The sequence below is a fragment of the Providencia sp. AGC89 genome, assembly GCF_053543535.1.
The window spans coordinates 63,558-88,446 of the sequence record NZ_JBIXLP010000089.1 but is presented as its reverse complement, the minus strand read 5'-3'; the positions used below and the strand labels follow the sequence as shown (position 1 = coordinate 88,446).

Genomic DNA, 24,889 nt, shown 5'->3' with positions numbered 1-24,889 from the left:
TTATATCTATTATATACAACCAACACTAAATACGGAAATGTTCACAGCCTTATAAACTTGTCGCAAAACAAAGTTTACTTAATTATCGCCCGCTTTACACCAACCAATTACCCAAGATAGGGCACCCGCCGCCATAAATACGACCGCAAGCCGTGTAAAATCAGAAATAAAAAATAAGCTACCACACAAAATAAAAGTCGCCCCCACACCTAGAAGATAATGGGATTTACGCTGTTTATTGCGCTGGCTTTTCAACTGTTGTGTTAACTGGTCTATATTCGATTGTAAAAACTTATGTTGTCGCAATGCGCCATATATTAAATCAGGAATTTCAGGCATCTTTTCTGCCCAGTAAGGCGCTTTTTCTTTCAATGCCTGAGTAATGGCGGGTAGCCCCACTTGGCTGTGAACCCAATCTTCTAAGAATGGTTTTGCCGTTTTCCACAAGTCAAGCTGAGGGTATAACTGACGCCCAAGCCCTTCCACATACAGTAATGTTTTCTGTAATAATACCAACTGTGGTTGTACTTCCATATTGAAACGACGTGCAGTATTAAACAAGTTTAATAAAACATGCCCAAATGAAATTTCGGCCAATGGTTTTTCAAAAATAGGTTCACAAACTGTACGAATAGCAAACTCAAAATCTTCCACATTTGTATCAAGAGGCACCCATCCTGAATCAACATGTAGTTCAGCAACCTTGCGGTAGTCACGGTTGAAAAAGGCAATAAAGTTTTCTGCAAGATACCGTTTGTCTTCTTTATTTAGTGAACCCACTATCCCGCAATCGATACCAATGTACAGGGGGTCTTCAGGGTGCTCATAGCTAACGAAGATATTTCCGGGATGCATATCTGCATGGAAGAAACTGTCTCGAAAAACTTGGGTGAAAAAAACCTTTACCCCCCGCTCTGCTAGCAGCTTCATATTTGTACCCTGAGCTTTTAGCGCTGTAATATCTGATACGGGGATGCCATAAATACGTTCCATGACCATAACGTTTTCACGGCAATAGTCTGGGTAAACTTCGGGAATGTAAAGCATGGAGCTATTTTCAAAATTACGGCGTAGCTGGATCGCATTGGCCGATTCACGTAGTAGGTTTAGCTCATCAATTAACGTTTTTTCATATTCACGCACTACTTCTTTGGGCCGTAAACGCCTACCATCAGGTAGTAAAGGAACCCAGTTAGCAATACGGTACATCAACTTAATATCGGCTTTAATGATAGGCAGAATATCAGGGCGAATTACCTTGATAACAACATCTTTGCCATTTTCTTTTAGCGTCGCAGTGTGAACCTGAGCAATTGAAGCTGAAGCTAAGGCTTGCTCATCAAAGTCATCAAACCACTGTTCTAGCGGCCCACCAAGAGAATCCTCAATGTAACCTCGAGCTAATTTCCCATCAAAACTAGCGACTTTATCTTGTAGCAATGAAAGTTGGTCTGCGATTGCTGGCGGGAAAAGGTCACGACGGGTTGATAACATTTGCCCAAACTTGATCCATACGGGCCCTAGCTCTTGTAATGCAAGGCGAAGCCTTTCGCCTAATGGCCTATCTTTGTGCTGATTTCTAATCCAAAAAAAGCCTAAACGCCCAATTCTTAGAGGTAACGTAAGCTTAATTTTGGGGATTAACTCATCTAGTCCATAAGAGAGAAAAACCCGAATAATGAAGTAAAGTCGTTTTATTTCACCGGGTGTCATTCTTCTCCTCCAACAGACTTAACCTTTGTTCGAGCGTATTAATTGAATGTTCTACTTCCTCAACTTTGTCATTAAAATGAGCAAGTTCGAGTTGGCTAGGTGCCATTTTCCATTCTTCAATTAATGCATCTTTCACATACGTTTTTTGCCTTTTAACTAAGTGAGATGCGAAGCAAACGCCTTTATTCAAGAGTTTACTAAGCCCTTCAGCAGCGACATCACCAATATAAGGTGAAAGATAATGTGCCGGGTTCCAAATTGCTAAATCGAGCAATGAGGACCAATGCTGAACAATCTGCATATCCCCTTCAATCACGATATCACCACGATTGATTAGCTGAGATAACTGCTGTTTATCTTTCAATTTAATTAAAGTAAATAATGATGTTTTAATTGTACAGTCTGCGGGTTCAACCCATTCGCTTAATACATCAACATGATTTTCAGCAAAAATAAGTGTTAGCGTTTTATTGAGTTCTTTAAGCTCAATAGCCATCACTTTGCCTGCTAAACGCACCCTAGCAGGCTGTAATACTTTTTCTTTGAACAACATATGGTTAAGTGAGGTTTCCATCAATGCTGTTATCAAAGAGTACAAAACTGTATTTTGATTTTCGGTATGTGTTGATGGTGCTTCCATCTTAGAATTTAAACCCTTTATGCAATGCAACAATCCCACCAGTCATATTGGTATAAGAGACTTGCTCAAACCCGGCGTTTTCCATCATCCCTTTAAGTGTTTCTTGGTTAGGGTGCATACGAATGGATTCCGCTAAATAACGGTAGCTTTCTGGGTCGTTCACAATTGCCTGACCAATACGAGGCAATATGTGAAATGAATACGCATCATACGCTTTATTCAATGGCTCAATAATAGGTTTTGAAAATTCTAATACTAATAGACGCCCACCCGGTTTTAGAACACGAAACATCGAACGCAGTGCTTTGTCTTTATCCGTAACGTTACGCAAACCAAAAGAGATAGTAATGCAATCGAAGTGGTCATCTGGAAATGGAAGTTCTTCAGCATTAGCTTGAACATAATTTACATTACCAACAATGCCAAGATCACGTAATTTTTCGCGCCCCATCTTCAACATTGAGTCATTGATATCAGCAAGTATGACTTCACCTTTTTCGCCCACAAGACGCGAAAACTTAGCGGTTAAGTCACCTGTTCCACCAGCAAGGTCAAGTACACGCTGATTACGGCGGACACCACTTGCTTCAATAGTAAAACGTTTCCAGATACGATGAATACCAAATGACATTAAGTCATTCATTAAGTCATACTTTGATGCTACAGAGTGAAAAACATTCGCTACTAGACCGGCTTTATCTTCTTTGCCGACAGTACGGAAACCAAAATCAATGGTTTCTTTAGTTGGTTCAGTCATTTCTCTTATGCCTGCTGATAGTTCAAACTTTTGTTAGAAGTGTAACAGTCTTTGAGGTAAAACCCTATCAGAAGTCTAAGATTCCGCACAATTAGATGCCTCTGAGCGCTCAATAAGTTGAGGCGCGATAGGTTGTTTAATTTCTACCCCTAGCTCTTTAAAACTTTCCGCCTGACTAATTAAATTACCTCGCCCTTGTGCAAGACGTTTCATTGCCGACAGGTAAGTATTATTCGCTTTATCAAGACTGGAGCCTAAAACCTGCATATCATCCACAAACAAGCGTAGTTTGTCATACATTTTTGCAGCTCTTTCTGCAATTTCTTGGGCATTTTGCCCTTGTCGCTCATAGCGCCAAATATTATTGATAGTTCGCACAGCCACTAATAACGTGGACGGGCAAACCAACATGATATTCTGTTTTATTCCTTCATCAAGTAGTTCAGGAGCTTCCTTTAAAGCAAGCAAATACGCAGGTTCAATAGGAATAAACATTAGAACATAGTCTAAAGAGCGTATTCCGGGTAACTGATGGTAATCCTTTCGACTCAACATACGCATATGGTTGCGTATGGATGCAACATGATTTTTTAGCGCTTGTTGTTGTTCGTGCGGGTCTTCGCTATTGAAATAATGTTCATAGGAAACCAATGACATTTTTGCATCAACAACCACATCTTTACCTTCAGGAAGATGAATAATAACATCGGGTTGATAGCGAGTATTATAACCTGTATTGACACTGACTTGGGTTTCAAACTCGCTTCCCTCCCGCAGACCGGAAACCTCAAGAATGCGAGTGAGGATAGTTTCCCCCCAATTACCTTGGATTTTATTATCCCCTTTAAGTGCCCGGGTTAAGTTAACAGCTTCTTTGGTCATCTGATTGTTAAGCTGCTGCAACTGCCTTATTTCATACGCTAAGGTATGCCTTTCTTTCGCTTCTTCACCAAAACTTTGTTGAACTTGTTGGCGAAAACCTTCTAGTTGTTCACGAAAAGGCGATAACATTGCCAATAAACTTTTTTGTTGCTGTTCCGACGCCCTACGTTCATTTTGTTCAAAAATACGGTTTGCTAAATTTTCAAACTGCGCAGTCAATCGTTGTTCACTGTTTTGTAAAATACGTTGTTTTTCTTCATTTGCGAGCTGATTTTGTTCAAAACGGGTAATGACTTCACGAAGTTCGGCTTCTTGTTCCCGATTGATATCCCGTTGTGTGCGCAATTCTTGGTCAAGCCTGTCGTACTCTGCTTTCCATTGAGCAAGATGAATACTTTTTTCGTCACTTGCCGCCAATTGCCGATTGATTTGTTGTAGCTCTTGATCTTTGTGAGCTATTTTTTGAGCAATAGAAAACCACGTTGCTAAGCCACCCACTAAAATGCCACTCAACACACCAATAACTGCATATAAAAGAGAGGTATCCACGATTACACCCTTACTTTACAAAACCCAGTGTAAGGTAATTGGATACTGTATAAGTGTCCAGAGGTAATTACATATACTGAGAAAATTTTGCGAAGCATTTCGCAAGCTTTGCTTAGCCTACCCAACTTGCAAACCACTTCAGACCGAGTGCACCCGGTGCCAAAATGCCAAATGCCCAGATCATCGCAGAAGCAATATTTGCCAGTTGAAAATGACGCTGTGGCATCGCGCAAATCCCTGCCACAAGGGGAACAACCGCACGTAGAGGGCCAAAAAATCGCCCAAAGAAAATCCCCCATACCCCCCAGCGGTCAAAAAAACGATGCCCTTTATCTATCATTTGCGGGTTACGGGAAATCGGCCACATTTTGCGAACATTCTCTTTATAATGAAAACCAAACCAATAAGAGAGCCAATCTCCAAAAAATGCCCCTAAAGCGGCAGCAAGCCATATTGGCCAAAATGTAATATTACTTTCACCAATTAAAGCGCCTAACCCTAATAAAATGACTGTTGCAGGTAAAAGTAGCGATAAAAATGCTAATGACTCACCAAACGCGAGAAAGAAAATAATAGGAAGAGCCCATATTTCATTTTCACGAGTAAAGTCGGTTACAAGGGTAACGATTTCATTAAGCGTCAAAGCAATCCCCTATCATCATTGATTTACTTTATTACAGTAACGAAAATGTGATAAATCAAAGTTAAACGAAGCAAAAAATCCTTATCAATTAACCGAGTTATGGAATTTATAAGGCGCAATTTCCACAACTCGTCGTCACTTAAGATAGATCAATCAAGAAAATGACTTTGCAGTGCTTCCCGCTGGCCAGCCCCCAATCCAAAATCTTTCTCTAGCCATTTATCAACATTGCCATAGTGACTTTCAATACTCTTTAAGGCAGTCATTAGAAAGTCTTCGCGCACGGAATAAACATACTCAAACTTTTTAACGATGTTTTCATTCATCGTTTTTGCATGCTCTGCTAAAAGATGTTTGCGATAAGGTGCTAGCGTTTCGTTGGTCAATAAATAATCTTCCATAACGGTTTCCAAATCGGCCCCGAGCGCAAAGAGGACTAATGCTGAACCAACGCCGGTACGGTCTTTCCCGACAGCACAATGTTGGACTATTCCACCTTTCTCTGGTTGTTGCAGTAAGTTCACCAGTTGATGATAAGCTGGGTTATTCAACGGTAATAATTCATACAGACGGAACATAAAAGCTTGTGGGTCAAATTGTTCTAATATTTCTGGGGTCAGTTTATCTAAGTTAGCCGAAACCTCCTTAGCTAAAGGATTCGCTGGCGCATGAATATAATGAGCCCCTTCCCAGATCACATCAGGCTTATCTAAAATTTCAGCTTCATCACGGTAATCAATAATTTGAAAAAGATTTTGTGAATGTAAAACGGATTCATCTTCTTGAGTTAAGCGGTCTAATGACCCCGAACGAAATAGCATACCAGGTTTAATTTTGCTGCCATTAGGAAGTTTTTTCCCGCCAAGATCGCGGAAGTTAATCCCCCCTTTAAGAGGAAGTACTGAAGGGTGAAGATAAGGTGTTGTCGACATAATAATTCCTTTTAGCCCCACAGCTTTTATTCAGATCACAAAAATAAATGCATCCTGAATAATTTGAGGGCACATAATATTGATAATTGTTTTTATGACAATAACAGATCTACGAAATAAGGGGGATCAGATTATTCACTGTAAATTGTTAGCAATTACTAAATTTATAGGAAAAATATAAATGAGGGAATACAGGAAGAAAGTGCGGAGACTAAGCTCGCCTACTTTACATCCACAACCGAGTGAAATTTCAGTAAGCGAGCCAGTAAATTATTGACTATAGCAGACGACGAGCAGCCTCAACGACAATGCTTAGTACGTTACCTTCCGTTTTTTTCAGTAACGCTTCGTTTGGAATTTCTTGCTGGGTCCGGTTAACAATAACGCCTGCAACCATACCTGCACGTAAGCCTTTGCTACTGGAACACATAGTGAGCAATGTCGCCGATTCCATTTCATAGTTCATTACCCCCATGTCCTGCCACTCTTTCATTGAACCTCTGAAATGGCGCATAACACGGCCGGTATAAGTATCGTAACGCTCTTGGCCTGGGTAGAAGGTATCTGAAGAAGCCGTCACCCCAACATGTACTGTCGCACCTGCATCTTTTGCCGCAGCGTAAAGAGCATTAGTACAATTAAAATCTGCAACTGCTGGATATTCTAATGGCGCAAAGTGTTGGCTAGCACCGTCTAAGCGTACTGCACCTGTTGTGACTAATACATCACCAACATTAATATCTTCTTGGATTGCGCCTGTTGTACCAATACGTAAGAAAGTACGAATGCCTAGCTGAGCGAGTTCTTCAACCGCAATAGATGTTGACGGGCCGCCAATACCTGTTGAGCACACAATAACCGCTTTTCCATCGAGCTCACCACGCCAAGAGGTATATTCACGCAATGATGCAAGGTGTACAGGGTTATCCATCAGACGTGCAATTTTTTCAACACGGTTAGGGTCCCCAGGAACAATCGCTACAGTTGCACCCTGTAAGTCACTTTTCTTTAAACCTAAGTGGAAAACGTCAGACATTTCAAACTCCTTTACACAATGGCATCATTAAATCAGTCATCACTGATTAATCGTAACTAGTAATATAGCGAGAAAACCATTAACTTTTAGTGATAAGCGTCACTTTTAATGAAAACAATAAAAACTTGATTTCATTATTTAGTGATATTCATCACAAATTAACATTTGCGCTATGTCTATTTAAAATCCGTTGATACCAGTATAGATGAAAGTTTGTCATAACCACAAAAAGCGCCCCTAATAGCTGGGCGCTTTGATTATTTGGCAGAACTAAAAATAATAACGCTATGTTAGAGAACTACATCAAGGATAAGGACACCAACTAAACCTATACCCCACGCAATAGTGGTAGGGATAGACCAAACAATAATTTGTTGTTTAACGTCCTTTATTCCCATCATTCTGTTCACAACCCAATATAGGCTGTCGTTGAAATAACCGAAGAACAGAGACCCCATTGTTGCCGCTTGCGCCGCAACTAATAAGTTAATATCGGGTATTTGGCTAATGATCGGCGCAGAAATAGATGCTGCTGTGATCATTGCAACTGTACCAGAGCCTTGGATCAAACGAACCAATGTCGCGATAATAAACGGAATTAATACAGGTGTAATAGGCAAGTTAGCAACATGCTCAGCAAGAATGTTCCCTGTTCCGCTATCACGTAACACCGCACCTAATGCACCACCAGCACCAGTAACTAATAGGATGATCCCCGCCGATTGCAAGCCTTCTTCCATACGGTCAATGACTTCTTCTTTCGTTGCTTTTGGCATTAATGTGTATACAGAGATCAATACACTTATTGATAAAGCAATAATCGGCGCACCTAAGAATTCAAAAGTCTGGAAATACCAATTGCCTTCCATACCTTGGAATGGTGCTGTTTTCAAAATCAAGCCATTAATTGCATTAATAAAGATCAGCAAAATTGGCGTGATAATCGGTAATAATGATAAAAATAAGCTTGGTAATGGTTTATTTGCTTTTTCTTCCATGTAACGGGCATGAACTTCTTTTAAATCTTCGCTGCCCGTTTCATCTGGCATAAACTCAGGATATTTAGTGCCTAACCATTTTGCGTAAAAAACAATACCAATAACACAGGGGAGAGCAAGGCTCATCCCAGCAAGGATCATCGCCCCGACATCAACACCGAAAATACCTGCAACGCCTAAAGGACCTGGTGTTGGCGGAACAGTATGGTGTGTAACAACGAGCCCACCAGCAAGTGCAACTCCTAATGTTAAGATGCTGCGCTTACCGTTTTTTGCCAGTGCTTTTGCCAATGGATATAAGATGACGAAAGCAGAATCAACAAAGATAGGGATACTGACAATATAACCAGTAATTGCCAATGCCCACTCTTCGCGTTTTTTACCTAACCATTTGATAAAGCTATAGGCTATCTGTTCAGCGGCACCGGAAACTTCCAATACCCTTCCCATCATTACCCCGAGTCCGATAACAATACCAATGCTACCGAGTGTTGACCCAAAGCCTTTCGTAATTACTGTCACTGTCTCTGCTGCTGTCAATCCACCAGAAATACCTGCGATTGCAGCAGCAATTAGCATCGCTAACAGCGCATGAACACGCGTTCGTAATACTAAAAAGATCAGGACAAATATGGCCACCGCGAGGCCAATAACAGGAATATAGGACATAGTTTATCTCCTACTTGGATGCGCCATGGTGAGTGATAAACGAGCGTATCGCATCACTGAAAGAGCCATCTGCACGGAAGCCAAGTTCCAAAGCACGGCTGATATCAAATTTACCCGGCCAGCTAGCCACAATACGATTAATAGCTTCATCTGGTTCAAATCGGATAAGATCAACAGCGTCTTGCCCTGCAACTTCACACAGTGCATCAATCATGCCTTGTACAGTAACGGTGATCCCCGGCAGATTGACTGTGCGCGATTTACCAAATTTTTCTGCTGGAATACTGACAGCATGGATAAAATTATTGATAACTGTTTCAGGGCTGGATAACCATAAAGCGAGATCAGGAGAGACAGGGCAAACACTTTCAATCCCATTTAATGGCTCACGAATAATGCCACTCGCGAATGAAGAAGCGGCTTTATTTGGCACACCTGGACGGATACTAATGGTTGGTAAACGCATAACACGCCCATCCACATAACCTTTACGTGAATAATCATTGACCATCAGCTCGCACATGGCTTTTTGGGCGCCATAAGAAGATTGAGGATTAACCACACATAAATCAGTGATCACCTCAGGTAATTCTCCGCCGAACACTGCTAGCGAACTGGTGAACATAAATTTGATTGCTGGGTTTTTGGCACGTGCAACTTCCAATAATTGGCGAGTTGCTTCGAAGTTAACCTTCATACCCAAGTCAAAATCACTTTCAGCGTGGCTACTGACGATAGCTGCTAGGTGGAAAACCACATCAGTTTGCGCATCAATCAGTTTATCGGCCGCACCTGGCTGTGTTAAATCTAACGCAACACAACTGACTCGTGCATCCTCAATGGGTGCTGTAGGGCACTGAATATCGGCTAAAACAAGGTGGTCAAAATTTAAGCCCTGAGTATTTTTAAGCAAAGCAGCGGCTAGCTGCTGGCCCAGAAAGCCTGCGCCACCAGTAATAATAACTTTCATTGTAATTCTCCTTGCTATAGCCTTTTAACTGGCTATGCAGTTCTAGGTAAGATTATTTATGTTTTATGTCTTGATTAAATGAAGTTTTATGTTTTGTTCTGTTATCCGTTGCACGACATCCGTTGGCAGTTGGTCATCGCAAATAATGTCGTGCAATTGATTCAATGGACAAACACGGAACATGCCATATTTGCCGAACTTACTACTATCTGAAACCAGCACGCAACGGCGAGCAACATCAAGTAGAGTCTGTTTTATCTGAACTTTTTCTTCATGTGGGGTCGAAACCCCATGCTGTATATCCCATGAACTCGTACTGATAAACGCAATGTCCACATTTAACGTTTGCAGCATCATTGCCGCGGTATTGCCTACGCAAGAATGGTTACGTTTATCTACCTGCCCCCCGGTGTGATACAGGTTTAACTGTGACTTATTCATCAGATACTGCATGATAGAAAAATCATTAGTGACAATAGTTAAATTAAAACGCTCACCGAGTACTCGTGCAATTTCAAAGGTCGTCGTCCCAGCATCGAGATACACAACTTGCCCATCTTCAACTAATGAGCTAGCAAACTGCCCAATTTCACGTTTATGACGGTGATGCAACCGTGCTTTTTCACTCCAAGGGAGCTCTTGGCGTAGTGCATCATTTAATTTAACGCCACCACTAACACTGGTTACTTTCCCTTTTTCTTCCAACATGCGGATATCACGTCGTACTGTCATATGCGAAACATTCATTAGCTCAACTAAATCACTAATTGAAACAGTTTGGTGCTCATGCACATAACGATAAATAAAATCACGACGCTCAGAAGGAAGCATAGGTTTTCCTCATTATGAATTTGCTTGTTTTAACCAGCCTAACCCATCTTCGGTACGGCCAGCAGGGTGATATTCACATCCTAACCAACCTTCGTAACCCATTTCATCTAATTTTTTAAAAATCCATGGATAATTAACTTCGCCACTATCCGGTTCATGGCGATATGGCACTGACGCTATTTGAATATGACTAAACTTGCCCCATAAACGCTCAATCGTTTTCAATAAATCACCCTCCATAATTTGGCAGTGATATAAATCTAACTGGATAAAGACATTTTCACGGTTAATTTCAGGTAATAGCGCTTCGGCTTGCTTTTGAGTCGTTAAAAAATACCCCGGCATATCACGAGTATTAATCGGCTCGATCAGTACACGAATACCGTGTTCTGCCATAACATCCGCAGCATGTTGAATGTTTTTGATAAAACACGCTTTTTGCTGCTCAAGTGTGAAGTTTTCATCCACTTTACCCGCCATTGCATGCACTTGCTTGCAGCCCAACGCTTTCGCGTATTTCAATGCAGTTTGTACGCCTTCAGCAAACTCAGCCTCACGACCCGGAATAGAAGCCATACCGCGCTCTCCCGCTCCCCAGTCACCTGCTGGCATATTAAATAAAGCCTGAGTTAAATTGTATTTTTTGAGTTCACCGGCAATCGCATTAGCATCTTCTTCGTAAGGGAAAAGATACTCAACACCTTTGAACCCTGCGTTCGCTGCACTTGCAAAACGTTGCATAAAAGGCACTTCGTTAAACATCATGCTTAAATTTGCCGCAAATTTAGCCATTTCTGTTTCCTTACTTTTGTGGATAACGACTTTCGAGCTGCTCAACTTGCTCTTGCGTTAATGTTGTAAAGCCGTGTGGGCGTAAGGTGATGTACAGACGAGCAGTATCTTCTAATTCTTCAGTATTAAAGAATGCTTGTCTTAATGTTTTCCCTCCCACTACGGGGCCATGATTCGATAACAATACCGCGTTATGGGTCGGTGCCAATTTGGCAATTTCCTCACCAATACGGTCATCCCCCGGAGGTAGGTACTCAATTAATGGTAATTTACCTACTCGCATCACGTAATAAGGAGTGATTGGCGGTAAGCAGTTTTTAGTATCCAACCCCGGCAAACAAGATAATGCGGTCAACCAAGGGGAATGAAGATGGACAACCGCTTGGCAATCAGAGCGTTGTAAATACATCGCCATATGCATAGACACTTCTTTCGTTGGTTTATCACCGTCTATCCAGTTACCTTCGGCATCTAATTTGCTCAATCTGTTTGGGTCTAAATCACCAAAGCTTGAATTTGTGGGTGTTACAATAATGCACCCATCAGGTAACCGAGCACTAATATTTCCTGCACCACCGCTGCTATATCCACGGTTAAACATTGACTTAGCCCAATCGACTAGTTCTTGGCGCAGCGCCTTTTCATCACTCATTAAACATCTCCTGTGCAAGCTGGAAGAAATTTTCTTGGCCGAAATTACCTGATTTCAGCGCTAACCAGCTACCGCTTGCTAAATCTTGTACCCATGGAACACCAGGGGCGATTGGTGAACCAATACTTAATTGTTCTGTACCTAGGCTTTGAACTACTTTCCCTGAGGTTTCACCACCAGCAATAATAAAGGTGTCATACCCTTGTGATTGAAGTAACTTCACAACCTCTCCAAACACATTTTCAACTGCTGCGCTGGACTCTGCTGCACCGTATTTTTCTTGCGTTTTTTTCAGTAATTCAGGTGGTTGAGTGGCATATAATAAAGGTGCTAACCCTCCACCTTGCTGTTCTTGTACCCAAGTAGCTAACAACTTTGCATACTCAGGGTTAGCTAAACATTCACCAACATCTAAGGCCTTTGCTGGGGCAACTTTTTGATAAGCCTGTACTTGCTTATTAGTCATAACCGAGCAACTACCTGATAAAATCACCGTTTTCCGAGTTGTTCCCGTTGGCTTTTCACCTCGAGCGCTGTTTTCACCCCATGCACATTGGCTATCAATGTTTGCTAATGCGGCGCCTAAACCGGACCCCCCGGTCAATAGAGGCATAGTCTTTACTGCCTGTGCGATAGGTAACAGATCATCCATCGTCAAGGTATCAACAATGGCGTAGTTCACCCCTTGTTGGGCTAATTCAGTTAATTGTGCCTTAACGGCTTCGCTACCTTGTTGGATGTCAGCAAGTTTGATTAAACCCGCCTTACCTTTTGACTGTTTTTCCATCACCCGTAATAAATTTGCATCAGTCATTGGCGTAACTGGATGGTGCTGCATACCGCTTTCATTGAGCAATTGACCATTAACAAACAAGTGGCCATGAACTACGGTTCGACCATTAACGGGCAGCGCAGGACAAACTAATGCGAGAGTCGTACCGAGTTGTTTCATCAATGCATCAGTGACTGGGCCGATATTTCCTTTTTCTGTCGAGTCAAATGTCGAGCAGTATTTAAAGAAAATTTGTTGGCACTGGGCTTTTTTCTTCAACCAATTGCATGCATTCACTGAGGCATTGACTGCTTCATCCACTGGGCAAGAACGACTTTTCAAGCTAACAACAATTGCATCAACACCTTGTGGTATCACTGTGTTTTCATCAGGTTCATTCAATAATTGAACTACCTTCCAACCGTTTTGCACCATAAAACCTGCAATATCAGTTGCACCGGTAAAATCATCGGCGATCACACCTAACTTCACTGTCATGCTTTTTTCTCCGGTAAAGTAATACCTTTAAATGTTTTGATCACAGCACTATCATCTTGCTGCCCAAACCCCTCACTGCTAGCTGAAATAAACATTTGGTGAGCTGTGGCTGCCAGTGGTAATGGGAAATTTAGCGCCTTCCCCGTTTCCATTACTAACCCTAAATCCTTCACAAAAATATCGACGGAGGATTTCGGGGTATAATCACCGTCTAATACATGTTGCATACGGTTTTCAAACATCCATGAATTCCCAGCCGCATGAGTCACAATGTCGTACATTACCGCTAGGTCAATACCCGCTTTGGATGCTAAGGCCATGCTTTCCGCAGCAACCGCAATATGCACTCCAGCCAATAGCTGGTGGATCGTTTTTACTGTTGAACCTAAACCGACTTCGTCACCCACACGATATAGACGTTCAGAAATTGCTTCGAACACGTGTGATAGTTTTTCAAATAATACAGGTGCTCCTGATGCCATAACGGTTAACTTGCCATCCGCTGCTTTAATGGAGCCCCCTGAAATCGGCGCATCGACCAGAGGTAACTGGTATTCAGCAAGGCGTTGAGCAATGCTTTTGGTTTGCTCAGCCGCTAAGGTGCTGTGTAAAACAATGATGGTGCCTGGACGTAGCTGCTCCACGAGTGGTTTTTCACCCGAAAATAAAATAGCCTCAACCTGACGACCATTAACAACGACCAGTAATAAAGCATCAATGAGATGAGCAAATTCTGCTGCATCTTGCCCAACGCCTTTTGCCCCTGTGCGAAGAAGGCGTTGGCAAGCATCTTGGTTTAAATCAAATCCATAGGTAGAAATATTATTTTTTATTAAAGATTGGGCTATCCCCATTCCCATGGAACCAAGGCCAATAACGCCAATATTATTAACGAAATTTCCCATAATGACCCCTGATGTTGTTAATCTTCGTGACTGTTGTGAATTTTCACACAATAAAATTCACAAACACATGACTAACGTCACATTAAGAATAATATAAAAAATAAACAAAATAGACGTAACCACCTGAATAACAATAAGTTGATGATTTAACATCACTACAAAGACATTCACAGGATAATGTGATAAAAAATGTGATGCTGGTTGTGTTTATTTGTCCCACTACAATATGCTGAAAAATATATTTTTAGGCTAAGTTGTCCTCAGTACGTTATTTTTATTGACCTTAAGGCTAAATCGACCAAAATAACCCGCTACTTTTTTAGTGTCATGTTCCATACTAGGGTTATATCTATAGCTGTTAAGCATTAGCTGACATATTGTGAGGAGTTAAAATGGGTTTATTTGAACAAGTAATGGGAATGGTTGCTGGCGATAAAATGCAACAATTTCAATCAGTCATCGATTGGCTTGAAAACCAAGGGGGCTTAAGCGGTGTTGTTGAAAAGTTTAACGAGCAAGGGTTAGGCGGTGTTATTGCATCTTGGATTAGTGAAGGTGAGAACTTGCCTATCGATAATAACCAGCTAATGCAAGTATTTGGCAATGTTAATATCCAAGAACTCGCTCAAAGTGTCGGCCTTGATGCACAGTCAACTTCAGATTTAGTGGCAAAATACCTTCCGCAACTCGTCGATAATGCGACACCAAATGGAGAAATTCCAGAAAACTTGGATCTTGCCTCCATTGGTATGAACCTTCTGAAATCAAAACTCTTTGGTTAAGCGTTAGCTGGTTGATAAACCTTATTTTAGGCTTATCAACCATTTTATGGACAGCAAAACGCTATTGCGTTTCTTTGTGAGAAAACTGTTTATCTAAAGGCTCACTGAACCAACGCCCATTAAGTACTTGCGTTATTATTTGCTGTTTCTCTTCTGGGGTTACCGTATTATCTTGTTCAATCAAAGCAACAACATCATCGTATTGATATGGTTTATTACTCATATAAATAATTGATTTTATTTTATTTGCATTAATAACAAGTAATGATTCCCCTGCTTGTTCATTTTCTGGTGACCAAGGCTTCCATTCAATTTGGCCTTTATTCGATGGTACACCATTCAATAAAAAATTAGCTAAGTAGCCATTAAATTTCTGTCTGACATCTTTCGTCCCCTCTAATTTAACCAATTCTTGAGTGAACGGGCTAAACTTTGTTTTATCCCACAGTGCCAAAAAAATACCATGGAAAGAACCTAATGGGGCAAGTTGGCTGCCCGTCACAACTTCATCACTGCCCAAACTAAATTCCACACCATAAATCGGTGCCTTGTAATGAGGGTACATCTTTTGGGCCGATTGATTCACATTAAACAGGCTATAAAACAAACTGCCATATTTATTCGCAAAATCATATTGATTCAAAAGGCGAGTATTCGTCGCTAATGAGCCATCTGCTATTGCCCCCGCAAAGCGCTTATCACCTCGAGCAAATAAAGAAAACTCCCCCTGCCCAGTGACCATGATAATGGGGACTGAGTGATATGCGTTTGTTTCAAAACCATTTTTAGGTAGTACTACCCCATCCCGATACAGGTGTGGAAACTGTGACATTCTAATGCCAGCATCGCCAAATAACGTCGCTAGGTCTGCGGCTGGGAGTTGATAAAGATACGCTTTAACATCTGGTGAGCCGCTTAAAAGCCACGCTTTCGCTAAATCTAGTGTTGGTTTTTTATTATCTCGAACCACTAACTTGGCTAATCGGTCAGCAAAAATTTGTTCTGCTTGGTTTTTATTTGCCGTTGTCATTCCTCCGCTAAATACAATCGCTTTATTGAATGAGTTCTCAAATATTGGGGAGATCAGCATTGCCATAACATCTCGTCCCCCCGCAGAGAAACCGGAAACGGTAATGTTATTTGGGTTTCCACCAAATGCAGCAATATTTTCTTTTACCCAATCCAGTGAAAGCTTAATGTCTAATAACGCGTAGTTTCCAGAGTCTTCTATCTTATCCCCTGTGTTAAGTGCTTGAAGAGGGTTAAAACCGAGTGCGCCAAGACGATAGTTGACGGTAACGATCACTGCATTTAGTTCCGTTGCAACCAACTGAGGGTTAAATTCGGCTGAAGTCCCTGTTTGGTTATTTCCACCATGTAGGTAAAACAAAACAGGGAGGTTTTTCTGATTATCGTCAGGCCTATAGATATTAAGATTCAAACAATCTTCAGTACCTATCGCCCCTGACTGGCTAGTTTGAATACAATTTTGAGCAGGCTTAGTCACATCAAACGTTTCAGACCACTGGCTCACTGGTTCTGGTTTTTTCCAACGCAACTCCCCTTGAGGAGCTTTACCATAAGGAATACCAGTCCATGTGACTAACGACTGTTGTGTACTACCTTGGACTTTTCCATTTGTTGTTTCAATAATGTGGTCAATAGCATAAGCCGATGAACTCCAAATAGAAATTAATAAAAATACCGCTGTACTTGTTTGTAACAATGATTTTTTCATTGGTATTTTAAACATATTGTTTTCCCTATTAATTTGGCAAAAAATCGCATTCACATTTAGTTTTATTATCAACAAAGAGTAACTGAAATATATAACCGCATTTTTAAATTATTAAAGTTAAATTTTGTGCTAATTTTATAAAAAAGGGCAGGTTCCCCCTGCCCTTTGTCACTTACTGACTTTATTTTTAGTGCTCACTTCTCAGTTGTTTTGCTGCTTGAACCATATTGGCTAAGGCTTGACGAGTCTCTGACCAACCGCGGGTTTTTAATCCGCAGTCAGGGTTAACCCATAAACGTTCAACAGGAACTCGTTTTTCCGCTTTTCTCAGCAACGCGACAATCCATTCCACACTTGGCACATTTGGTGAGTGAATATCATACACCCCAGGCCCAATTTCATTTGGATAATGGAAAGTCTCAAATGCGTCTAGCAAGTCCATATCCGAACGTGATGTTTCAATGGTGATCACATCCGCATCCAATGCAGCAATGGAATCCATGATGTCATTAAACTCGCAATAACACATGTGGGTATGAATTTGAGTATTGTCTTGTGCAACTGCAGCACTGAGTTTGAATGCATCAACCGCCCATTTTAAGTAATCTGCCCACTCGTCTCTGCGCAGTGGTAAACCTTCTCGTAAGGCAGGCTCATCAATTTGAATAATGCCAATCCCCGCTTTTTGTAAATCATCAACCTCGTCACGTAATGCTAACGCAATCTGTTTCGCAATCGTTTCACGGCTAACATCTTCACGAGGGAAAGACCAACAGAGGATCGTCACAGGGCCTGTCAACATCCCCTTAACCGGTTTTTCTGTTAACGATTGAGCATACTTTGCCCATTCCACTGTAATCGCCTCTGGGCGGCTAATATCGCCAATAATGACAGGGGGTTTCACACAGCGCGAGCCATAGCTTTGCACCCAACCATTTTGGGTGAAAACATAGCCGTCAAAATGTTCACCAAAATATTCAACCATGTCATTACGTTCTGCTTCACCATGAACTAGCACGTCAATATCTAAAATTTCTTGTTCTTTAATCGCTTGTTTAATGTGCTCGCTAATATTGGTGCGGTAATAAGTTTTATCCACATTACCTTTTTTAAAATCTAAGCGTAATGTTCTAATTTCACTGGTTTGAGGGAAAGAGCCGATGGTTGTTGTTGGCCATAATGGCAGGTTAAAGCGCTCACGTTGACGCTGTGCACGCTGTGAATACGGGCTACTACGTTGTGTATCACCATCACGAATGGCCGCTAAACGTTGTGCTACCGCCGCGTTATTCACCCTAGTTGATGTTTTGCGAGCTCGGATTGGCGCACTATATGTTTCTAGTGTAGCAATATGATTTTCTGTTGGTTGATTTAGCGCTTTTGTCAGTAAAGCGAGTTCTTCACATTTTTGTATTGCAAAAGCAAACCAACTTTTCACTTCTGTATCTAAACGGGTTTCATCATTCAGGTCAATGGGGCTATGCAGTAATGAACATGAGGTGCCAACCCACAAATTACGCTGACCTAATAACGGTTTCACCCGTGAGAATTTTTCACCTAAATCGGCCTTCCATACGTTACGCCCATTGATAATACCGAGTGATAATACCCAATCTGCGGGTAGCGCTTTATGTAGCTCTTCAATATCATCAGCGCCTGCCACAACATCAACATGTAAGCCTTGAACAGGGAGGCTTTTAATTAAATCTAAATGGTGGCTAATACCATCAAAATAGGTGGTTAACAGCAATTTTGTGTTACCCGATAGCGCCTGATAAGCCTGTTGATACGCTTCTTGCCATTGCGCAGGTAAATCTAACACTAAAGCAGGTTCATCAATTTGTACCCATTCAATACCTTTTTCTGCGAGACGTGAAAGAATTTCCTGATAAACAGGCAATAATTCATTTAGCAATGATAAACGGTCAAAGGCTCCACCTTTAACTTTCCCTAACCATAGGTAAGTTATAGGGCCAATAATCACAGGTTTTACTTTATGACCTAACGCTAATGCCTCATCCACTTCATCAAATAATTGCGTCCATGATAATGCGAACTTTTGCCCTTTTTGAAATTCTGGCACGATATAGTGGTAGTTGGTGTTAAACCATTTAGTCATTTCCCCTGCTGGGGCTGGTGTTCCCGTTGGTGCACGACCACGAGCGACACGAAATAGTGTATCTAAGTCAATTGAACCATCTTCATTTTGGTGACGCGGAGGCACATTTCCTAATAGTAAGCTGGTTGTCAGTACTTGGTCATACCAAGCAAAATCACCAACAGGTAATAGCTCAACTCCCGCATTTTTTTGTTGTTCCCAATGGCGAACGCGTAATACGTGACCGACGTCTAATAGAGCAGCCTGGTCAATCTTGCCTGCCCAATAATCTTCTTGTGCACGTTTTAATTCTCTTTTTAGTCCAACACGTGGAAACCCAAGCGTATGATTTATAACAGACATATTGACCCCTTAAAATATTTAGCCGTCTAGATGTTTACACATCTATAATCAACAGGTACTGTATAAAGCACAAGCGCAAATTATTCATTATCACGGTGAAGGTTTTTCATGATCGAATTAAAACACTTAAAAACATTGCAAGCGCTCAGCCAATACGGTTCATTAGCTGCAACGGCGACCCACTTGCACCAGACACAGTCGGCCCTGTCTCACCAGTTTAGTGATTTAGAGCACAGACTAGGTTTTCGGCTATTTATTCGCAAAAGCCAACCATTACGTTTCACACCACAAGGCGAAGTTTTGCTGCAACTCGCACAGCAAGTCTTGCCATTAGTGAAAGATGCGATCCGCGTATGTAATGAACCTGGCGTTTGTGCATTACGTATTGCCATTGAGTGTCACAGCTGTATTCAGTGGTTAACCCCTGCTTTGCAACAATTTCGGCAAACTTGGCCACAAGTCAGCGTTGATTTTAAATCAGGTGTCACTTTCGACCCCCAGCCGGAGTTACTCTCAAGGGAATTAGATATCGTGATGACATCTGACATATTGGCAGAGCAAGGCCTACACTACACACCTATGTTTGACTATGAAGTGAAACTGATTGTCTCCAATGACCATCCGTTAGCCAAAAAGCCGTATATTGAGCCCCATGACTTGGCAGACGAAACCCTGCTCATCTACCCAGTACAACGGGATCGCTTTGATGTTTGGCGTCATTTTTTACAACCAGCTGGGGTCTCACCCAATGTAAAAAATGTAGATAACACATTAATTTTAATTCAAATGGTTGCAGCAAAAATGGGGATAGCAGCGCTCCCTCACTGGGCGGTTGATTCCTTTGAAAAACAAGGTCTGATTAAAACAAAAACACTGGGGAGTGGTTTATGGAGCCGACTGTACGCTGCTTGCCGTGAGGGGGAGCAGCGCCAGCCAGCCATTGAGGCTTTTACTGCGACCGCGACGGATCATGCTGTGGAGAACCTGTCTTATGTAAAGGGCGCGAAAGGATCCAACGCCTATGCACCCAAAGAGAAGCAATTATCAAGCTCGATCCTATGGTAAAGCTCAACCAATCAGGGTGCTGTTGCCAAATAGCAAAATTCACTAATAACCCTGCTGGAACCATCATGTTATTCATTATAGCAAGGGTTCCAGCATCAACTTTTGTGGCACCATAGTTCCACATAAAGTAGCCAATTCCTGACGCCACAATGCCAAGCCACAATAATACCCCCCATTGAAGCGTTGTCGTTGGCATCATTGATTTATTGCCAAATAACAACCAGCCAATCAGTGCAACTAGCGTAGCGCCCAGATAAAACCATGAAAATGCCTGATGTTGAGGAATAGGGTGTATTTCCATCAACCGCTTATAACCTACCTGCCCAATAGCAAAAAAGATATTTGCTAACTGCACGAAGAGTAAACCTAACCAAAAAGATTCACTTAAGTGATCATAACGTATGATAGCAGCACCAATTACAGCGAGTAGTGAGCTAAATAAGTAACCTTTACGGAGTGGTTGTCGTTCTAACAAATCATAAATCAACGTCACATATAACGGCGTTAATACCGTAAAAAGTAAAAACTCAGCTACCGTTAGGTATTGATAGGCATGGAATACAAAAAGATACATCACCCCAAGTTGGCAAGCACCTACCGCCATATACAGAGCAATCACCTTGAGGCTAAATTGACGCCAACGTAAGAAAGGTAAGAAAACTAACGAAGCAAGTGCAACACGCACCAATACCGAAAACCAACTGTCAACTTGGCCAGCAAGGTATTCGCCTATAAGACTAAAAGACGCTGCCCAAAGCAGCGTCGTAATAACAAGTAACCACATAATGCTGTATTTTGTCTCAAACTTAAGGGGTGTGAGTAGAATACTCGTTTTTTAGCCTTAATGCTCTTTTTCGATCAATACAGCTTCCAATAAATCCAAGTCAACCAGTAAAGATTGTAGCGTTTCGTTGCTGATTTTCTTCGTCGCACGTAAGTGATAGAGCTCACCGCGTTCCGCACGAAGCGCGGTTAAACGGAAACGACGCTCCAAGTCTTCAATCTGCAAGCTGTGTTCTATTTCATCCTGCCCAGCCGTTCGGCGCCTTAAATACCCCGTCACACGGGATGCCACCTCGCTAATATCTTCGGAATCTAGCTTTTCCTCGACATCCGCAGATAAACGCTCTTGCATTTTATTTAAGCTGACAATCGCGACTTCAGCCATTGCGGCTTTAGCCATACGAATTTCGTTAGCATCGGCATCCTTATCACCCACTTTAAAATTACGCAGTAATAAGGGTAAAGCGATAACCCCAGCAAAAATAGAGAATAGAATCACCCCCGCAGCAATAAAAATTAACTGGTAACGAGCAGGGAATGGAGAGCCATCGGTTAAAAATAGAGGGATTGAAAGCACACCCGCTAAAGTAATTGCCCCACGAACCCCTGCGAAGGAAGCAAGCCAGAGTTCACGCACAGTATAATTGGCAAATTGCAGTGGTTTTTTCTTTAAGAACAACCGGCTAAACCTTTTCATTAGCCACAGCCAGCAGAAACGGAGTAACAATAAAGCAAAGTAAATCACGGCTACCGCTGCAAATAGCATCCACGTTTCTACACTAGGGTCAAGTTCTGCTTGGATAACTGACGTTTCCCAGATACCCGGTAACTGTAGCCCTAACATAATGAAAACTAAACCGTTAAAGACAAACTCAAGCATTGACCAAACGCTATCTGCTCGTAACCTCATCGCTAATGGAGCGTTACGGATCACACCTGATTTTGTGATGGTCATCCCTGCTGCAACTGCCGCTAAAATACCTGAAAAACCAATATGCTCTGCGATCATATATGATGCGAATGGTAACAAGAGCATAAACACAATTTGTGTTGCTGGGTCGTCGCCACTCCAACGGCTCATAAGGCGCAATGATTTACTGTATAGCCAAGTAACGATAATCCCCGACAGTAAACCACCCACAGCGACTTTGAAGAACTCAATGGTGACACCTGAAGTGCTAAACACCATCGTGCCCATCGCAATTGCGACGGCAAATTTTAATGCAACCAGACCGGAAGCATCGTTCATCAGAGCTTCACCTTCAAGTACGCTCATCATCCGCTTAGGAATTCGCCCTTTCCCAACAATGGAAGATAACGCTACGGCATCTGTAGGTGACAATACCGCGGCAAGCGCAAAAGCGGCAATTAAAGGTATACCCGGCATTAACCAGTAAATTAAATAGCCAATGCCGATTACAGTCACTAACACCAAAACCAACACTAAAATAAAAATTTCTCGGCCATTTTGGAAAAATTCACGTGTTGGTGTCTTCCAACCATCAACAAACAGCAAAGGTGGGATCAGTAGAACCATAAATAGTTCAGGGTCAAAAGTGACATGCAAGCCAAATTGAGGCCATGCAAGTAATGCACCGATAGCAATTTGAATGAGGGGAAGCGGAATTCGAATAGGTAAAACTTTAACGGCAACTCCAGAAATAGAGACCGCTAAAATCAGAATCAAAATAGTAAAGAAAATTTCCATGTTGCCCTTACTGATTAACCAGACGACCAAAGTCTAAAATTTGCCTGCCGCCGCATAGTAAGAGATAGCACCGTCCAGACCATGATTGTTCAAATCGAGCCAGTAACGAGTGGAAACTATGGACTTCCACTTGGTTCACCGCCTTATATCTATTTTATCCTTAGCAATTATTTTTCGGGGAAAAAATTACCATTTTGCGATTAATCGATATAAAACGTTAAATAAGGCGATAAGATCGCCTTATTTAAATATTATGAACCTTAAATAGCTAATCCTGAGGCATAAAATACCACTAAAAGCACCGCAATAATCACAGTTCCCATATTCAGTTTACGCCATTCACCCGCACAAATACGGCCAATCACCAATGCGGCGAAACCAAGCATAATACCAGTCACAATATTACAAGTTAAAACAATAAACACCGCACACAGTAAACCTGACATTGAATCAACAAAGTCATCAAAATCAAGTTTAGAGACATTACTTAGCATCAACAGGCCCACATACATTAACGCAGGTGCTGTCGCATAAGCAGGCACTAAATAAGATAATGGTGATAAAAATAAAATTAAGAGGAAGAGTACCCCAACAACCACAGCCGTTAACCCTGTACGACCACCCGCTGCGGTTCCTGCTGCTGATTCAATATAGACTGCGGCAGGAGATGCACCGATCGCACCAGCAAAAATACTACTCACTGAGTCGGCAGTTAGCGCCTTACCACCATCAATAATTTGCCCATCTTTATCTAAAAGGTTAGCTTGCCCCGCAACAGCACGAATTGTCCCTGTTGCATCAAAAACAGCTGTCATCACCAACGCAAGCAAGCTTGGTAATACCATGGGTTGTAAAGCCCCCATAATATCCATACTAAATACTAGAGATAGCCCATCGTCACCCAATGATGGTAATTTAAAGAAACCTTGATATTGGACAGCGGGGTCAAAAATCAACCCAATAATTGAAATAGCGATAATCACCAGTAGAACGCCGCCCGGAACACGACGTTTTTCTAAACCAAAAATAACCGCTAGCCCAACGAGTGACATTAACACAGGGAAAGAGGTAAATTCCCCCAGAGCGACGGGTAAACCTGCATTTGGGTTTTTGATCACTAAACCAACACCATTTGCTGCGATTAGCAATAAAAACAAACCAATACCTATCCCTGTACCATGGGCAATCCCCATTGGCATATTACGTAAGATCCAGCTACGAATACCTGTAACAGAGATAATGGTGAATAAACACCCCATTAGAAAAACGGCGCCTAGTGCCACGGGTATACTAATTTTTTGCCCTAAAACTAAGCTAAATGCAGTAAAAGCTGTCAATGAAATCGCACAGCCGATGGCCATTGGCAAATTTGCCCATAGCCCCATCAGCAAAGAACCAAACCCCGCCACTAAACATGTTGCAATAAAAACAGCGGTTGGAGGGAAACCAGCCTGCCCCAGCATACCAGGCACAACGATGACAGAATAAACCATCGCTAAGAATGTAGTTAGCCCTGCAATGATTTCACGGCGAACTGAAGACCCGCGTGCTGTTATCTTAAAAAATGAATCCAATTTACAGTTGGATGACGCCTGTTGGCCTGACATGGTGTACCTCTGCTGTTAATAGTAAACGAATACTCTCAAATAGTGCTGACGCCTAACGCATACATTGACGTAAACGATTACGTTTTCAAAAAATAAAACCAATTGAGAATAAATTCTCTATAAAAACAGTTACGCAATCGTTTGGCTTTGAAATTAGAATAAAACGTATTGTGAGGAGGGCAATTATCGTTCTAAAACGGGCTAATGATCAAGTGTTTTTAGCATATCCCCCTGATATTCCCCCTTTCGTATTCAACAAAGGCTTATCAGTTTTTTCGCTAAGTACTTCCTTAAGGATAAAAAATATCTATTCCCCTCTGAGCCTTAAACGGACTTTCTAAAATTCCCTTTATTTTCATCGTAGTTATTTTAAGTAAAAATAACTAATTACTTTTCATATAGCGTTTGTTTAAAGAGAGTGATTATTTTTCTTGGTATAATCACAGAATATTTTCTTACAAAACGAACAACTTAAAAAATATTTATTTATGGTAGAATAATTTTCA

General features: G+C 41.6%; 21 protein-coding genes. 2 read left to right on the top strand and 19 right to left on the bottom strand.

Translation table 11 applies throughout. The features are described from left to right. Positions 1-78: 78 nt before the first annotated feature. The 14 genes from ubiB to ltnD all read right to left on the bottom strand — a co-directional run bounded on the left by ubiB (position 79) and on the right by ltnD (position 14,239). Positions 79-1,713, bottom strand: a complete 1,635-nt coding sequence (gene ubiB / locus ACIPUA_RS18465; RefSeq protein WP_042848827.1) for a ubiquinone biosynthesis regulatory protein kinase UbiB — start codon at positions 1,711-1,713, stop codon at positions 79-81. After that, positions 1,700-2,353: a ubiquinone biosynthesis accessory factor UbiJ gene (locus tag ACIPUA_RS18460; RefSeq protein ID WP_042848828.1), complete on the bottom strand. Its 654-nt coding sequence runs from the start codon at positions 2,351-2,353 to the stop codon at positions 1,700-1,702. The genes ubiB and ACIPUA_RS18460 overlap by 14 nt, the downstream gene beginning before the upstream one ends. Position 2,354: 1 nt before the next feature. Continuing rightward, positions 2,355-3,110 (bottom strand): bifunctional demethylmenaquinone methyltransferase/2-methoxy-6-polyprenyl-1,4-benzoquinol methylase UbiE, encoded by a 756-nt coding sequence (gene ubiE / locus ACIPUA_RS18455; RefSeq protein ID WP_042848829.1) that lies wholly within the window; start codon positions 3,108-3,110, stop codon positions 2,355-2,357. 75 nt (positions 3,111-3,185) lie between these two features. Further along, entirely contained in the window at positions 3,186-4,541 is a 1,356-nt protein-coding gene (gene rmuC / locus ACIPUA_RS18450; protein WP_048608629.1) for a DNA recombination protein RmuC, read from the bottom strand. 112 nt (positions 4,542-4,653) lie between these two features. After that, positions 4,654-5,184 carry a DedA family protein gene (locus ACIPUA_RS18445; RefSeq protein ID WP_042848830.1) on the bottom strand — a complete coding sequence of 177 codons (531 nt, stop codon included), beginning with the start codon at positions 5,182-5,184 and terminating at the stop codon, positions 4,654-4,656. 149 nt (positions 5,185-5,333) lie between these two features. Then, positions 5,334-6,116, bottom strand: a complete 783-nt coding sequence (locus tag ACIPUA_RS18440) for a tyrosine-protein phosphatase (protein WP_166685925.1) — start codon at positions 6,114-6,116, stop codon at positions 5,334-5,336. 277 nt (positions 6,117-6,393) lie between these two features. Further along, positions 6,394-7,152 carry a uridine phosphorylase gene (gene udp / locus ACIPUA_RS18435; protein WP_042848832.1) on the bottom strand — a complete coding sequence of 253 codons (759 nt, stop codon included), beginning with the start codon at positions 7,150-7,152 and terminating at the stop codon, positions 6,394-6,396. A 290-nt stretch (positions 7,153-7,442) separates the two neighbouring features. Next, positions 7,443-8,819, bottom strand: a complete 1,377-nt coding sequence (locus ACIPUA_RS18430; RefSeq protein ID WP_042848833.1) for a GntP family permease — start codon at positions 8,817-8,819, stop codon at positions 7,443-7,445. Positions 8,820-8,829: 10 nt separating this feature from the next. After that, a complete protein-coding gene (denD, locus tag ACIPUA_RS18425; RefSeq protein WP_210831394.1) occupies positions 8,830-9,789 on the bottom strand; it encodes a D-erythronate dehydrogenase in 960 nt (319 codons plus the stop codon). Between the two features lie 63 nt (positions 9,790-9,852). Then, complete coding sequence (locus ACIPUA_RS18420; RefSeq protein ID WP_042848835.1) at positions 9,853-10,620, bottom strand: DeoR/GlpR family DNA-binding transcription regulator; 768 nt, start codon at positions 10,618-10,620, stop codon at positions 9,853-9,855. 12 nt (positions 10,621-10,632) lie between these two features. Next, a complete protein-coding gene (otnI, locus tag ACIPUA_RS18415) occupies positions 10,633-11,412 on the bottom strand; it encodes a 2-oxo-tetronate isomerase (RefSeq protein ID WP_042848836.1) in 780 nt (259 codons plus the stop codon). 10 nt (positions 11,413-11,422) lie between these two features. Next, entirely contained in the window at positions 11,423-12,064 is a 642-nt protein-coding gene (otnC, locus tag ACIPUA_RS18410) for a 3-oxo-tetronate 4-phosphate decarboxylase (protein WP_166687282.1), read from the bottom strand. Further along, complete coding sequence (gene otnK, locus ACIPUA_RS18405) at positions 12,057-13,334, bottom strand: 3-oxo-tetronate kinase (protein ID WP_449059993.1); 1,278 nt, start codon at positions 13,332-13,334, stop codon at positions 12,057-12,059. Before otnK ends, otnC begins: the two co-directional genes overlap by 8 nt. Beyond that, positions 13,331-14,239: an L-threonate dehydrogenase gene (gene ltnD, locus ACIPUA_RS18400; RefSeq protein WP_042848839.1), complete on the bottom strand. Its 909-nt coding sequence runs from the start codon at positions 14,237-14,239 to the stop codon at positions 13,331-13,333. Before ltnD ends, otnK begins: the two co-directional genes overlap by 4 nt. Positions 14,240-14,631: 392 nt before the next feature. On the opposite strand from ltnD, the gene ACIPUA_RS18395 reads away from it, so the two are divergent. Beyond that, a complete protein-coding gene (locus tag ACIPUA_RS18395; protein ID WP_048608635.1) occupies positions 14,632-15,021 on the top strand; it encodes a YidB family protein in 390 nt (129 codons plus the stop codon). 61 nt (positions 15,022-15,082) lie between these two features. Here the strand turns inward: ACIPUA_RS18395 and ACIPUA_RS18390 are convergent, their stop codons facing one another. Together ACIPUA_RS18390 and metE are read right to left on the bottom strand one after the other, a co-directional pair. Next, positions 15,083-16,774, bottom strand: a complete 1,692-nt coding sequence (locus ACIPUA_RS18390) for a carboxylesterase family protein (RefSeq protein WP_449059992.1) — start codon at positions 16,772-16,774, stop codon at positions 15,083-15,085. A gap of 172 nt (positions 16,775-16,946) precedes the next feature. After that, on the bottom strand, positions 16,947-19,220 hold the full coding sequence (gene metE, locus ACIPUA_RS18385) for a 5-methyltetrahydropteroyltriglutamate--homocysteine S-methyltransferase (protein ID WP_166685922.1): 2,274 nt from the start codon (positions 19,218-19,220) through the stop codon (positions 16,947-16,949). Positions 19,221-19,328: 108 nt separating this feature from the next. Here metE and metR point away from each other — a divergent pair, with 108 nt between their 5' ends. Beyond that, positions 19,329-20,285, top strand: a complete 957-nt coding sequence (gene metR / locus ACIPUA_RS18380; protein ID WP_042848842.1) for an HTH-type transcriptional regulator MetR — start codon at positions 19,329-19,331, stop codon at positions 20,283-20,285. Here metR and ACIPUA_RS18375 read toward each other — a convergent pair. From ACIPUA_RS18375 to ACIPUA_RS18365, 3 genes are all read right to left on the bottom strand, one after another. Further along, positions 20,170-21,069, bottom strand: a complete 900-nt coding sequence (locus ACIPUA_RS18375) for a carboxylate/amino acid/amine transporter (protein ID WP_166685921.1) — start codon at positions 21,067-21,069, stop codon at positions 20,170-20,172. The two genes, metR and ACIPUA_RS18375, sit on opposite strands and share 116 nt — an antisense overlap. Before the next feature lie 57 nt (positions 21,070-21,126). Further along, positions 21,127-22,776: a Na+/H+ antiporter gene (locus tag ACIPUA_RS18370; RefSeq protein WP_048608641.1), complete on the bottom strand. Its 1,650-nt coding sequence runs from the start codon at positions 22,774-22,776 to the stop codon at positions 21,127-21,129. A 260-nt stretch (positions 22,777-23,036) separates the two neighbouring features. Next, positions 23,037-24,383, bottom strand: a complete 1,347-nt coding sequence (locus ACIPUA_RS18365; RefSeq protein WP_166685920.1) for an NCS2 family permease — start codon at positions 24,381-24,383, stop codon at positions 23,037-23,039. Positions 24,384-24,889: the final 506 nt, after the last annotated feature.